The following is a 15,098-nucleotide window of genomic DNA, read 5'->3' as shown; positions in this document are numbered from 1 at the left end:
CATGATTGAATCAGTTATGTCAGATGCTATTTATCGTTAACTAACCCATCCAAATAGCGCTCTGCATCAAGCGCAGCCATACAGCCTGTACCCGCAGAGGTGATTGCCTGGCGATAGATGTGATCCATAACATCACCTGCAGCGAATACACCCGGAATTGAGGTTTGTGTTGCATTGCCCTGAATACCTGATTGCACTTTAATGTAACCATTTTCCAGTGCCAACTGGTCGCCAAAGATAGCGGTGTTAGGACTATGTCCGATAGCAATAAATACGCCAGCTACCGCTAACTCTTCGGTTTCATTGTTTTTGGTCGATTTCAGCCGCACGCCTGTTACGCCCATATCGTCACCCAGCACTTCATCTAACGTACGGTCAGTATGTAGCACGATATTGCCGTTTTTCACTTTTTCCATTAGACGGTCGATCAGAATTTTTTCCGAACGGAAGCTATCACGACGGTGAATTAGATGAACTTCAGCGGCGATATTGGCCAGGTACAGTGCTTCTTCAACGGCGGTATTGCCGCCGCCGACGACGGCAACCTTTTGGTTACGGTAGAAGAAACCATCACAAGTTGCACAGGCAGAGACTCCTTTACCCTTGAATGCCTCTTCTGATTCCATTCCAAGATAGCGTGCAGATGCACCTGTTGCGATGATCAGTGCATCACAGGTGTACTCGGCACTATCGCCAAATAGGCGGAATGGGCGGTTTTGTAAATCGACTTTATGAATATGGTCGAACAGGATTTCTGTCTGGAATTTTTCTGCATGTGCATGCATCCGTTCCATCAGCGCCGGACCGGTAAGTCCTTCCGGGTCACCAGGCCAGTTCTCGACGTCGGTGGTGGTGGTCAATTGACCGCCTTTTTCCATTCCGGTAATCAATACGGGATTCAGGTTGGCTCGTGCCGCATAAACTGCCGCAGTATAACCCGCAGGGCCAGAACCCAAAATAATCAATTTGCTATGTTTAGCCGTACTCATGAATACCTCTTTCCCACAATGGCGGACAATGTTAACGATTGTAGGGAAATTCGGGCATTAAAAAAAGCAGACAAAAATGTTGTTAGCGATTTGTTTGATAGGTAATGCCTATTTAATGAACTAAGTGTATTAAGAATCGACAGTTAGGGGATAAACAAAGTTGAGCAACGGGCAAATTAGACCAAAATTCATTTTTACGTTATGGGCAAAACAGCCTTAAAAGCCTTTGACCCCATAAAAAATGTGGCTTGCAAGCCGATAACGCAAAAAAAAATTGCCATTTCCCCATGCCAATTTGCACCATTTTATAGCAAATAAATGGTGAAAAAATAGGTTAGGGAAGGGGACTGAGATTTTAATTCTGGCACGTTCTACTGATTTAACTTCTTTTACTTTGACAATCGGCTGTGCATTTGCGAAAACATCATAGGAAGAAGAAATTATCTGCGCGCCATAATTTCAGATTTGGTATCAGTGATACCAAGCGAAAACCCTGGAATGTTTTCGATTAATACTGGATGGCATGTGGAGTATGTTTCCGAGCAACCATAGGGGGGATGTTTCTGCGGTTGTTCGTGATGCGCTATCTCTTCCTCAACGCTAATAATCATCGAGTACCTCGCATGCGGTTGGACAGACAGGGTGTGAGATAACAACGTGTTGATATATTTGCATAAAACAGGCTGCGGGTCGTTGTTTGCAACAAGTCCTCAATCTATTGCAGATTGGAGACTGTCGCAGACTCAAGGAAATTAAGAGAGACTATAAGATGATAGATAATAAAAAACGCCCGGGGAAAGAGCTTGATCGTATAGATCGTAACATCCTGAATGAATTACAAAAGGATGGGCGTATCTCCAACGTTGAGCTTTCAAAACGAGTAGGGTTGTCACCAACACCATGTTTGGAACGGGTTCGCCGCTTAGAGCGTCAGGGCTTCATTCATGGCTATACCGCATTGCTTAATCCACAGTATTTGGATGCATCTTTGCTGGTTATCGTTGAGATTACTCTGAATCGTGGCGCTCCGGATGTGTTCGAGCAATTTAATGCTGCTGTAAAAAATCTTGAGGAAATTCAAGAGTGTCACCTGGTTTCCGGCGATTTCGACTATCTGTTGAAAACCCGTGTGCCTGACATGTCAGCTTACCGTACTTTACTCGGTGAGACCTTGCTTCGCCTACCAGGCGTGAATGACACCCGCACCTATGTGGTCATGGAAGAAGTGAAGCAGAGTAACCGCCTTGTTATTAAAACTCGGTAAACAGGCAGGTGCAAAACCTGAGTAATTTGGTTACACTCCTGTTTATTCATACAGTTTCAGCGCCGGGAGGGTTCTCGGCGTTGTTACTCATACCAATCAACAGGAACCTGGAGAGCCTTTCTTGAGCCAGGAATATACAGAAGATAAAGAAGTTACTTTGAAAAAACTCAGCAGTGGGCGCCGTTTGCTTGAGGCTGTTTTGATTGTAGTAACGATTTTAGCAGCCTTCCTTATGGCCGCGCTGCTCAGTTTCAATCCTTCAGACCCGAGTTGGTCGCAAACCTCATGGCACGAGCCTATCCATAACCTTGGAGGGAGTGTGGGTGCCTGGATGGCCGATACATTGTTCTTCACTTTTGGTGTGTTGGCTTATGCAATCCCTGCCATTATGGTGATGTTGTGTTGGGCCGCATTTCGCCAACGTGATGCCAGTGAACATATCGATTACTTTGCTCTCTCGCTGCGCCTTATTGGTACATTAGCGCTGATTTTAACGTCATGCGGGCTAGCTGCATTAAATATTGACGATCTCTATTACTTTGCCTCTGGTGGGGTAATCGGTAGCCTATTTAGTAATGCCATGTTGCCGTGGTTTAATGGCGTTGGTGCTACCCTGACGTTGCTTTGTATCTGGGCTGTCGGTTTGACACTTTTCACTGGCTGGTCATGGTTGGTTATTGCCGAAAAAATTGGTGGGGTCGTTTTAGGTTCTTTGACATTTATGACCAATCGCTCACGTCGTGAAGAACGTTATGACGATGAAGATGACGATTACCAAATTGAAGAAGCGAATACCGTCGAGCAAGATAAGAGTGTTGGTGCCGCTAATAAAGCGCTAGCAGGTGTCGCCGCGGCTAGCGCGCTGGCGGCCAATTCAGCCCATGCAGATGACGACGATGTTTTGTTCTCGGCACCATCTGTAACTGACACACCTGTCAGCCCAATATTAGATGGGGCAATTCCGACAGATAAAATTGCGGCTGAAAACGATGAACTATTAAATCATTATGATCCATTACTGAGTGCATTACGTGCGACAGATAATGGTAAACAAGCGGTATTAGCTCCTACAGAAAATCCGTCTGAACCCACTATCAACCACAGTGCAGCGCCGATGGCTGATAATGTAGACGCAACGCCGCCACTTTATTCTTTTGAGATCCCACAAGAAGCGACGTCCCCTGCGCCAACACGTATTGTACCACCGGTTGAACGGCCTGAGCCTCAACTGGGTTCATGGGATAAGCCAACAAGCCCTGCCAGCCATTCACCATTCGATTTTTCTGCTGCACAGCGCCATAGCGATCAGGTGGAAAATACACCTTATATGAACCCAGGATTAGGCGCGGATACAGATAGTCTGGCCGCTATGGGTGCCCTCAATCGCTCTGAATCTACTGCGGGGATTGTCGCGGCAAGTGCAGCCGCAGCTACGTTTATGCCAGCATTTACCGCTACCAGTGATAGCAGTTCGCAGATTAAACAAGGTATAGGGCCGGAGTTACCACGGCCTAATCCTGTCCGCATCCCTACAAGGCGTGAGCTGGCATCTTTCGGTATTAAACTTCCGTCTCAACGTATGGCGGAGCAAGAGCAACGTGAGCAAGAGGCACAAGCGCCTCAAACGTCGTTCACAGCAGGTGCTACATCTGAGGATGATGATGCATTAGAGCAGGCAATATTACGTAAAGCCTTTGCCGATCAGCAAGCTGTGCGTTATGGACAATCAGTCGATGCGGGAGTGAATACTTTTTCTGCGGTTGAGCCGGAGGATGAACTAGCTTTGCAAGAGGCGTCATTGCGACAAGATTTTGCCGCGCAGCAGCAACATCGCTATGGCGTAACGCAGGGTGAAAATAGTGACAATAGCCAATATGAACATGCTGTTGTTGAAGAGATACAACCGGTAGATACTCGCAGTGCCTTCACGTTCTCGCCTGTTGCCGATCTGGTTGATGAAAGCCCGCGTGAGCCTTTGTTCACACTGTCTCCGTATGTTGACGAAGCCGCACAGCCTGCACCCGTGCAAAGTTCTTCAGCACCAGAGCACATTGAACAGGTCTCGGCCTATCAGCCACCAGAGGCAAATCAAACTCACCAAGCATATTCAGGTCAATCAACACCAGTGCAACCTACGGCAACGGCACCAGCACAGCCAGTATCACCGGTGCAGCCAACTCCGGCGATGGATAGTTTGATTCACCCGTTCCTGATGCGTAATGACCAGCCTTTGGTCAAACCGACAACCCCATTACCTACGCTGGACCTCCTTTCTTCACCGCCAGCGGAAGAAGAACCGGTTGATATGTTTGCTTTGGAGCAAACAGCTCGCCTGGTGGAAGCACGGCTAGGGGATTATCGGGTGAAAGCGGAAGTAGTCGGGATTTCGCCAGGACCGGTGATTACCCGTTTTGAGTTGGATTTAGCTCCAGGGGTTAAGGCTTCACGCATATCCAATCTTTCTCGTGACCTGGCCCGTTCGCTATCTGCCATTGCTGTGCGTGTGGTTGAGGTCATTCCTGGCAAACCTTATGTCGGGCTTGAACTGCCCAATAAACATCGCCAGACCGTCTATTTGCGCGAAGTACTTGATTGTGCCAAATTCCGTGATAACCCATCACCGTTAGCTATTGTGTTGGGTAAAGATATTGCCGGGCAACCGGTAGTGGCTGATCTTGCAAAAATGCCGCACTTGCTGGTGGCGGGTACAACCGGTTCCGGTAAATCGGTTGGCGTCAACGCTATGATCCTCAGCATCTTGTATAAAGCCACGCCAGATGATGTGCGCTTTATCATGATTGACCCGAAAATGCTGGAATTGTCGGTGTATGAGGGTATCCCTCATCTGTTAACCGAAGTGGTTACGGATATGAAGGATGCGGCGAATGCATTGCGCTGGTGTGTCGGCGAAATGGAACGGCGCTATAAGTTGATGTCTGCGTTGGGCGTACGTAACCTCGCCGGGTACAATGAGCGAGTTGCACAAGCTGAAGCTATGGGGCGGCCAATTCCAGATCCATTCTGGAAACCCTCCGATAGCATGGATATCTCACCGCCAATGCTGGTGAAATTGCCTTATATCGTCGTCATGGTGGATGAGTTTGCTGACTTGATGATGACGGTGGGCAAGAAAGTTGAAGAGCTGATTGCTCGTTTGGCGCAAAAAGCCCGAGCTGCCGGTATTCATTTGGTTCTGGCAACTCAGCGGCCATCCGTGGATGTGATTACTGGCTTGATTAAAGCCAATATTCCAACCCGTATCGCATTTACGGTATCCAGCAAGATTGACTCGCGAACTATCCTTGATCAGGGCGGAGCAGAATCACTACTGGGCATGGGGGATATGCTGTATATGGCACCTAACTCCTCAATTCCGGTGCGTGTTCATGGTGCTTTTGTCCGAGATCAGGAAGTGCATGCAGTCGTTAATGATTGGAAAGCGCGAGGCCGGCCTCAATATATTGAAAGCATTCTCAGTGGCAGCGATGAAGGTGAAGGCGGTAGCCTTGGCCTGGATAGCGACGAAGAGTTGGATCCACTGTTTGATCAGGCGGTGAATTTTGTTTTGGAGAAACGTCGTGCATCTATCTCCGGTGTGCAACGCCAGTTCCGTATTGGGTATAACCGTGCTGCACGCATTATTGAACAGATGGAAGCCCAACAGATTGTTAGTACACCGGGGCATAACGGTAATCGTGAAGTATTGGCTCCGCCGCCACATGAGTAGCCATATTTTGCTCTGAGGCAGTTATTATAGACAGGGCCGCTTTGCGGCCCTTATGCAAAAAAGCGTACACCCCATATTTATCAGAGAATTTTATAAGGTATTCAGAATAATGAAAAAATTGCTTGTTGCTTGCTGTCTGTTATCGGGGTTGATTTCGGCTCACGCGCTGGCCGATGCCAGTTCCGACTTACAAGCTCGCCTGAGCAAGGTGAACAGTTTCCATGCTAACTTCTCGCAAAAAGTGACCAGTTCAGAGGGTACTGCTGTACAAGAAGGCGAGGGTGAATTATGGGTGAAGCGACCTAATTTATTTAATTGGCATATGACTTCCCCTGACGAGAGCGTTTTGATTTCTGATGGTGAAACATTATGGTTCTATAACCCATTTGTCGAGCAAGCAACGGCGACCTGGCTGAAAAATGCGACAGGCAATACGCCATTTATGCTTATCACCCGTAATAATCCGGATGATTGGAAGCAGTATAATGTGAAGCAGAAAGGCGACGATTTTGAGCTGACACCAAAGAGTGCCAGCGGCAATCTGAAGCAATTTGCAATCACAGTAACGCCAACGGGCACCATCAAAAGTTTTACTGCGGTTGAGCAAGATGGGCAACGGAGCGCTTATACGCTGAAAGGCCAGCAAAACAGCTCAGCGGATGCCGGCAAATTTAAGTTTACCCTACCAAAAGGCGTGACGCTGGACGACCAGCGGCAGTGAGGTCAGCGTGAGTAATATGTCCCTCGACTTTTCCCAAAATGAGTTTCAGCCATTGGCCGCCCGTATGCGGCCTTTGACGTTGGAGCAATATATTGGCCAGCAGCATTTGCTGGCTCCGGGTAAACCGTTACCGCGGGCAATCGTTGCCGGGCAATTACACTCAATGATCCTCTGGGGGCCTCCGGGAACCGGCAAAACCACCTTGGCAGAAATTATTGGCCGTTATGGTCAAGCTGATGTCGAGCGTATTTCTGCAGTAACCTCCGGCATTAAAGAAATTCGTGAAGCGATTGAACGCGCACGACAAAATCGCGATGCGGGGCGACGAACAATTTTATTTGTCGATGAAGTCCATCGCTTTAATAAAAGCCAGCAAGATGCATTCTTACCCCATATCGAAGATGGCACTATCACTTTTATTGGTGCCACCACTGAAAATCCGTCGTTTGAACTGAACTCGGCATTGCTCTCCCGAGCCCGTGTCTATTTGCTAAAAGCGCTGACCGCCGCAGATATTGAAAAAGTTATCGATCAAGCGATGTCAGATAGTAGTCGGGGTTATGGTGGGCAGAATATAAAACTGCCAGATGAAACCCGCCGCATGATGTCTGAATTGGTGGGAGGCGATGCGCGCCGTGCTTTGAATAGCCTTGAAATGATGGCGGATATGGCAGAAATAGATGCCAACGGGATGCGAGTATTAACCCCGGATTTGCTGAAAGAAGTCTCAGGGGAGCGCAGCGCTCGCTTTGATAATAAAGGTGATCGTTATTACGACCTCATCTCGGCAGTCCATAAATCAATTCGTGGTTCCGCACCTGATGCGGCCCTGTATTGGTATGCGCGAATTATTACGGCGGGCGGTGATCCACTTTATGTTGCCCGGCGTTTACTGGCCATTGCATCAGAAGATATTGGCAATGCCGACCCTCGCGCGATGCAAGTGGCGATATCTGCGTGGGATTGTTTTACTCGTGTTGGCCCGGCTGAAGGTGAGCGAGCGATTGCTCAGGCAATTGTTTATCTGGCCTGTGCACCGAAAAGTAATGCGGTTTACACGGCGTTTAAAGCAGCAATGCAAGATGCGCGTGATAAACCTGACTTTGATGTGCCGGAACATCTGCGTAATGCACCGACTAAGCTCATGAAAGAGATGGGTTTGGGGGCTGAATACCGTTATGCCCATGATGAACAACATGCTTATGCGGCTGGCGAGAACTATTTTCCGCCAGAAATGGCCTCCACGCGCTACTATTTACCGTCATCCCGAGGTCTGGAAGGCAAAATTGGTGAAAAGCTGGCATGGCTGGCTGAGCAGGATCAAAATAGCCCGATAAAACGCTACCGCTAGCCTTGCTGTTGCGGTAAGGTTAGCGCTATATAGGACTGCTAAGCGGCTGTTTATGCTGCTTACGTGGTGAAATTCTTTTCAATAACCCTTTATACCCTAAATCATGGTGTTGCTAACAATACTGCAATTCCAGTTCAAGGGTGTAACCATAACTACAAGCACAGGACTAGCATGCTCGATCCCAATATGCTGCGCAATGAGCTAGACGCAGTTGCCGAAAAACTGGCTCGCAGAGGTTTTAAACTTGATGTTGAGATGTTGCGCCAACAAGAAGAGCGCCGCAAAGTTTTACAGGTTGAAACAGAAAGTCTGCAAGCAGAACGTAACTCCCGATCGAAACTGATTGGTGCGGCTAAGGCGCGTGGCGAAGATATCGAACCATTACGTCTTGAAGTCAACGAGTTGGGTGAAAAGCTGGATGCAGCCAAGGCTGAACTGGACAAGTTGCAAAACGAAATCCGTGATCTGGCATTGTCGATTCCTAATCTGCCGGATGATTCGGTTCCAGTGGGTAAAGATGAAAACGATAATCTTGAAGTCAGCCGTTGGGGCGAACCACGCCAGTATGACTTTGAGGTGAGAGATCACGTTTCTTTGGGCGAAATGGCTGGTGGGCTTGATTTTGCCGCCGCGGTGAAACTGACTGGTGCGCGTTTTGTGGTGATGAAAGGGCAAATTGCTCGTATGCACCGCGCATTGGCACAGTTCATGCTAGACCTGCACACAGAAAAACACGGTTATCTGGAAACCTATGTTCCTTATTTAGTTAACCATGCGACTCTGTATGGTACTGGTCAGTTGCCTAAATTTGGTGGTGATCTTTTCCATACCAAGCCACTGGAAGAGGAATCTGACAGCAGCAACTATGCATTGATTCCAACGGCAGAAGTGCCGGTGACCAATCTGGTGCGTGATGAGATTCTGGAAGAAGAGTCTCTGCCATTGAAAATGACGGCTCATACGCCTTGCTTCCGTTCCGAAGCGGGTTCCTATGGTCGTGATACCCGTGGCTTGATCCGTATGCATCAATTCGACAAAGTTGAGATGGTGCAGATAACTCGTCCAGAAGATTCTATGGCGGCACTGGAAGAGCTAACCGGTCACGCAGAGAAAGTACTGCAATTACTGGAGTTGCCATATCGCAAAGTGCTGTTGTGTACTGGTGATATGGGCTTTGGCTCCAGCAAAACTTACGACCTGGAAGTGTGGTTGCCAGCGCAGAATACGTATCGCGAAATCTCTTCATGTTCAAACATGTGGGATTTCCAGGCTCGCCGTATGCAAGCACGTTGCCGTAATAAAACTGACAGAAAAACCCGTTTGGTTCATACCCTGAATGGTTCTGGTCTGGCGGTGGGGCGTACTTTGGTTGCAGTGCTGGAAAACTACCAGCAGGCTGATGGCCGTATTCAGGTGCCAGAAGTTTTGCGCCCTTATATGGGTGGTTTGGAATTTATTGGTTAGTCACAGCGAGTCAATATGTCTCGCTTGATTATCAAGTAGTTATAAAGCGCCTTCGGGCGCTTTTTCTTTTTTGGGTTATGGCGGATACACAAAATTTAGCGTGCAGGGATTTATCCAACAACATATCGTGCTATCGACTCTCGTGATGTAATTGACTTTTTTATCACCAGTGGCATGATGCGCTCACTTTTCTTGTCCCGACGGCTTCAATCTTACTATGTCCGCATATTCTCGCCCGGTGCTGCTTTTGCTCTGTGGGCTTTTGCTGTTTACGATTTCTATCGCGGTTTTAAATACATTGGTTCCCTTATGGCTATCTCATCAACAATTGCCGACCTGGCAAGTGGGGATGGTAAGTTCATCGTATTTTAGCGGGAATCTGGTTGGGACATTGATTGCCGGGCGGATTATCCAACAACTCGGTTTTAATCGCAGCTACCATTATTCCTGTATTTTATTCGCGCTGGCGACATGTGGGTTAATGCTGTCGGTTGATTTCTGGAGCTGGTTAGGCTGGCGCTTTTTCGCTGGTGTGGCGTGTGCATTAATTTGGGTTATTGTCGAAAGCGCATTACTACGTAGTGGCACGGTAACCAACCGAGGGCAACTGTTGGCGGCCTATATGATGGTTTACTATCTGGGCACCGTCACTGGTCAGTTACTCTTGGGGGTAGTCTCGACTCAACTACTCAGTGTTATTCCGTGGGTCAGTGCATTGGTCATTACCGCAATGTTGCCGCTGTTATTTGCGCATTTTTCTCATCAAGATAGCGGTGATGTACCCCATATCGCCGTTTGGCCGATGCTGAAGCGCCGTAGTGCGCGTTTGGGGATTAATGGCTGCATTATCTCCGGCGTGTTATTAGGTTCGCTCTATGGTCTGCTGCCGTTGTATTTATCGCATCAAGGAATGAGTGACGCCAGTGTTGGATGGTGGATGGCGTTGCTGGTCAGTTCAGGGATTATTGGTCAGTGGCCAATAGGCAAAATGGCCGACCGCTATGGTCGTTTGTTGGTACTGCGGATTCAGGTGTTTGTGGTGATTCTCGGTAGTATCGCGATTCTGGGTAACTATGCGCTGGCACCGGCACTGTTTATTTTGGGGTGCGCTGGTTTTACCCTTTATCCGGTAGCCATGGCGTGGGCATGTGAAAAGGCGAGTGCTGATGAATTGGTCGCAATGAATCAGGCACTATTGATGAGTTATACCATCGGTAGTCTGACCGGTCCGACCATGACTTCATTGTTGATGCAGCGCTATTCAGACAATCTATTGTTCATCATGATTGCGGGTGTGGCTTTGGTGTATTTAATGATGTTGCTACGTAAACCCGATCAGCAAAAAACACCATTCGCTGCGGTGTAACCACCAAAAAAATACCGCCAGCGAGAAAATCTTGCATGGCGGTATTGATTGAAAATCAGCTAATGTTCTGATGATTATTAGTAGATCACTTTGTGACCATAGCTTTCAAGAATACCTTTCACGCGGTCCATAATCTCCGCGGTAGGGGGCTTGACCCCATCCAGTTTGTATTCTTCGCCCATGGCAATCCATTTGTGCTTACCTAGCTCATGGTAAGGCAACAATTCGATTTTCTCGATATTAGTCATGTTCTGAGTAAATTCACCCAGCATATGAGCGGATTTGTCATCATCTGACCAACCCGGCACAACCACATAACGGATCCAGGTTTTTTGATTGCGTTTTGCCAGGTAACGAGCAAATTCCAAGGTTCGGTGATTGGATACGCCGACCAGATTCTGATGCACGCTGTCATCCATCTGTTTTAAATCCAGCATCACTAAATCAGTGGCATCCAGTAACTCATCAATCACGGGGTCATAACGGCGCACAAAACCATTGGTATCCAGGCAAGTATGAATACCTTCTTCGTGACAGGCGCGGAACCAATCACGGACAAACTCAGCCTGTAAGATGGCTTCGCCACCGGAGGCAGTAACTCCGCCACCAGAAGCATTCATAAAATGACGATAGGTAACGGCTTCTTTGACCAATTCTTCAACGGTAACTTCCTTACCGCCATGGGTGTCCCAGGTATCACGGTTATGGCAATACAGGCAGCGCATGAGGCAACCCTGGAAGAATACGATAAATCGAATACCAGGGCCGTCAACGGTGCCACAGGATTCGAATGAGTGAATGCGGCCAAGTACGGACATTGCAGGTTACTCCAATACTGGATAAATAAAGGCCCCACGAAGGTGGAGCCTTTTAGTCTAATCTATTTTAGTTAGAACTTATATTGACTGTGTAAATGTACGTGTAATCACATCTTGCTGCTGTTCTTTAGTCAGCGAGTTGAAACGAACAGCATAGCCTGATACACGGATAGTCAATTGCGGATATTTTTCCGGATTTTCCATCGCATCTAACAGCATTTCGCGGTTCATTACGTTCACGTTCAGGTGTTGACCACCTTCGATGGACGCCTCGTGATGGAAGTAACCATCCATCAGACCTGCCAGGTTAGCTTTACGAACTTCATCGTCTTTACCCAGTGCGTTTGGCACGATGGAGAAGGTGTAAGAAATACCATCTTTCGCGTAAGCAAACGGCAGTTTAGCCACAGAAGTCAGAGAGGCAACAGCACCTTTCTGGTCACGACCGTGCATTGGGTTAGCACCTGGACCGAATGGAGCACCAGCGCGGCGGCCATCTGGGGTGTTACCGGTTTTCTTACCATAAACCACGTTAGAGGTGATGGTCAGCACAGACTGAGTTGCGACTGCACCACGGTAAGTACGCAGCTTCTGAATTTTCTTCATGAAGCGCTCAACCAGGTCACAAGCGATGTCATCAACGCGTGAGTCGTTGTTACCAAACTGTGGATATTCGCCTTCGATATTGAAGTCGATAGCCAGGCCATCAGCATCACGAATGGTGCTTACTTTGGCATATTTGATAGCAGACAGGGAGTCAGCAGCAACAGACAGACCTGCGATACCACACGCCATAGTACGGTAAACATCACGGTCATGCAGAGCCATCAGTGCAGCTTCGTAGCTGTACTTGTCATGCATGTAATGGATGATGTTCAGCGCAGTAACATATTGTTTAGCCAGCCAATCCATAAAGTGATCCATGCGTTCCATGACTTTGTCATAGTCCAGCACTTCATCCATCATTGGCGCTTCTTTCGGGCCAACCTGGATCTTCATTTTTTCATCAACGCCGCCGTTAATTGCATACAACATGGTTTTCGCCAGGTTGGCACGCGCGCCGAAGAACTGCATTTGTTTACCGACAATCATCGGGCTAACACAACATGCGATGGCATAGTCATCGTTGTTGAAGTCAGGACGCATCAGGTCATCGTTTTCATACTGTACAGATGAAGTATCGATTGACACTTTAGCTGCATATTTTTTGAAGTTCAGTGGCAGTTTTTCAGACCACAGAATGGTCATGTTCGGCTCTGGAGACGGCCCCATGGTGTACAGGGTGTTCAAGAAGCGGAAGCTGGTTTTAGTCACCAGAGTACGGCCATCAACGCCCATACCAGCCAGAGACTCAGTTGCCCAGATTGGGTCACCAGAGAACAGCTCATCATACTCAGGGGTACGCAGGAAGCGAACCATACGCAGTTTCATTACCAAATGGTCAATCAATTCCTGCGCTTCGATTTCAGTCAGTTTACCTTCTTTCATATCACGTTCGATATAAACGTCGAGGAAGGTAGAAACACGGCCGAAGGACATGGCAGCGCCGTTCTGAGATTTAACCGCAGCCAGGTAGCCGAAGTAAGTCCACTGTACGGCTTCTTTGGCGTTAGTTGCCGGACCAGAAATATCACAACCATATTTGGCTGCCATTTCTTTGATTTGACCCAGAGCGCGATGCTGTTCAGCAATTTCTTCACGCAGCTGAATGGTCATTTCCAGGTCTTTACCGTTTTCCAGGTCATCCTGCAAAGAGTTGAACTGAGCCAGTTTGTCTTTCATCAGGAAGTCGATACCGTAAACGGCTACACGACGATAGTCACCGATGATACGGCCACGACCATAAGCATCTGGCAAACCAGTCAGTACACCAGATTTACGGCAGTTCAGGATGTCTTTGGTATAAACGTCAAACACACCTTGGTTATGTGTTTTACGGTATTCGGTGAAGACTTTTTTCAGTTGCGGGTCAAGTTCGCGGCCGTAAACTTTGCAAGAGCCTTCTACCATTTTGATGCCGCCGAATGGGATCAGGGCACGTTTCAATGGTTTTTCAGTCTGCAAACCAACGATGGTTTCCAGATCTTTATTAATGTAGCCAGCATCGTGTGAAATGATGGTCGCTGCTACGTCGGTATCGAAATCAACTGGCGCATGAGTGCGGTTTTCCAGTTTGATACCTTCCATAACTTGCGCCCACAACTTGTCGGTCGCTTCGGTAGAGCCGGCAAGGAAGGACTCATCGCCTTCATAAGGGGTGTAGTTTTTCTGGATGAAGTCACGAACGTTGACTTCTTTTTGCCAGTCACCTTGGGTAAAACCTTGCCATGCTTTGGCCAATTTTTCATTAAGTTCGGTCATAATGCATCTACCTTTTAATGTGAATTTCTTCGAAAACCGTGTGCGGCCACACTTAGTGTTGCTGGTCACCGCGCAGATAAATTACCCAGTAAGTCAAACCTACCAATAATCCGCCACCAATGATGTTGCCGATAGTGACTGGGATCAGGTTATCAATAATAAAGTTACTTACGGTTAAGTTAGCAAATTGCTCAGGTGCTGCTCCTATGGATTGCCAAAATTCTGGGGGCGCGAAGTTTTTAATCACGATACCCATAGGAATCATAAACATATTTGCGATGCTATGCTCAAAGCCGCTGGCAACAAACATGCCCACCGGTAAAATCATCGCAAACATCTTGTCCATTATGGTACGGCCGGAGTAACTCATCCAAACCGCCAGGCAGACCATTAAGTTGGCCAAAATACCTAAACATACTGCTTCAACAAAAGTATGGTGCAATTTGTGGTCGGCTGTTTGTAAAACATTCAAGCCCCATTGACCATTTGCCACAGTATATTGGCCCGCGAACCAAATAAGGCACACGAAGAATAGCGCACCGCACAGGTTCCCAATATAGACATTAACCCAGTTGCATCCCAGTTGACGCCAGGTAATACGGCCACTGGCCTTGGCCACTGTAGTCAGAACAGTAGAAGTGAAAAGATCACCTCCACATACCACCACTAACATTAGCCCCAGGGAGAAACAAATACCACCTACCAACTTGGCAAAGCCGAAAGGCACGCCAGCAGTACCGGTAGTCGCTGTAATATAAAAAACAAACGCAATTGAAATAAACACACCAGCAGTAATCGCTAAATAAAAAGTTTTTAGCGGATGCTTGGTGGCTTTATAGACACCGGCATCTTCGGCTACTTTAGCCATTGCCGCAGGTAATAATGCATCGAAGGGGTTGTCAGCTTTCACACTAACTCTCTCTTAAGGGTTAATAAAGCACAACGAGATACTAGCAAAGCAGTATAGCGTGAAAATTGATGTGGATCATATTGCGAGAGTTTAATTAGCTCTAAAACACTACAAAATGTGTGTCTAA

At 47.7% G+C, this 15,098-nt stretch carries 10 protein-coding genes; 6 read left to right on the top strand and 4 right to left on the bottom strand.

Annotated elements, in window-relative coordinates; translation table 11 throughout:
* Positions 1–26 precede the first annotated feature (26 nt).
* On the bottom strand, positions 27–989 hold the full coding sequence (gene trxB / locus FTB31_RS02935; RefSeq protein WP_046050702.1) for a thioredoxin-disulfide reductase: 963 nt from the start codon (positions 987–989) through the stop codon (positions 27–29).
* Positions 990–1,758: 769 nt separating this feature from the next.
* Here trxB and lrp point away from each other — a divergent pair.
* The 6 genes from lrp (at position 1,759) to FTB31_RS02905 (ending at position 10,882) form a co-directional block, all read left to right on the top strand.
* Positions 1,759–2,253, top strand: coding sequence for a leucine-responsive transcriptional regulator Lrp (gene lrp, locus FTB31_RS02930; protein WP_002211340.1), 495 nt, complete (start codon positions 1,759–1,761; stop codon positions 2,251–2,253).
* A 121-nt stretch (positions 2,254–2,374) separates the two neighbouring features.
* The gene (locus FTB31_RS02925) at positions 2,375–5,980 is read left to right on the top strand and encodes a DNA translocase FtsK 4TM domain-containing protein (RefSeq protein ID WP_227731088.1); all 3,606 of its coding nucleotides are present in this window, start codon (positions 2,375–2,377) and stop codon (positions 5,978–5,980) included.
* A gap of 109 nt (positions 5,981–6,089) precedes the next feature.
* On the top strand, positions 6,090–6,701 hold the full coding sequence (gene lolA / locus FTB31_RS02920) for an outer membrane lipoprotein chaperone LolA (RefSeq protein WP_050078464.1): 612 nt from the start codon (positions 6,090–6,092) through the stop codon (positions 6,699–6,701).
* Positions 6,702–6,708: 7 nt separating this feature from the next.
* On the top strand, positions 6,709–8,052 hold the full coding sequence (locus FTB31_RS02915) for a replication-associated recombination protein A (RefSeq protein ID WP_050078463.1): 1,344 nt from the start codon (positions 6,709–6,711) through the stop codon (positions 8,050–8,052).
* A gap of 171 nt (positions 8,053–8,223) precedes the next feature.
* Positions 8,224–9,516, top strand: coding sequence for a serine--tRNA ligase (serS, locus tag FTB31_RS02910; RefSeq protein WP_050078462.1), 1,293 nt, complete (start codon positions 8,224–8,226; stop codon positions 9,514–9,516).
* 217 nt (positions 9,517–9,733) lie between these two features.
* Positions 9,734–10,882, top strand: coding sequence for an MFS transporter (locus FTB31_RS02905; RefSeq protein ID WP_050078461.1), 1,149 nt, complete (start codon positions 9,734–9,736; stop codon positions 10,880–10,882).
* A 77-nt stretch (positions 10,883–10,959) separates the two neighbouring features.
* On the opposite strand, the gene pflA is transcribed toward FTB31_RS02905, so the two are convergent.
* The 3 genes from pflA to focA form a co-directional block, all read right to left on the bottom strand.
* Entirely contained in the window at positions 10,960–11,700 is a 741-nt protein-coding gene (pflA, locus tag FTB31_RS02900; RefSeq protein ID WP_005171041.1) for a pyruvate formate lyase 1-activating protein, read from the bottom strand.
* A gap of 78 nt (positions 11,701–11,778) precedes the next feature.
* Positions 11,779–14,061 (bottom strand): formate C-acetyltransferase, encoded by a 2,283-nt coding sequence (gene pflB / locus FTB31_RS02895; RefSeq protein WP_005166521.1) that lies wholly within the window; start codon positions 14,059–14,061, stop codon positions 11,779–11,781.
* Positions 14,062–14,113: 52 nt separating this feature from the next.
* Positions 14,114–14,971, bottom strand: a complete 858-nt coding sequence (focA, locus tag FTB31_RS02890) for a formate transporter FocA (protein ID WP_050078460.1) — start codon at positions 14,969–14,971, stop codon at positions 14,114–14,116.
* Positions 14,972–15,098 lie beyond the last annotated feature (127 nt).

The sequence above is a fragment of the Yersinia proxima genome, from assembly GCF_902170785.1.
GTDB classification, from domain to species: Bacteria; Pseudomonadota; Gammaproteobacteria; order Enterobacterales; family Enterobacteriaceae; genus Yersinia; species Yersinia proxima.
This window is presented reverse-complemented; position numbering and strand designations above follow the sequence as displayed.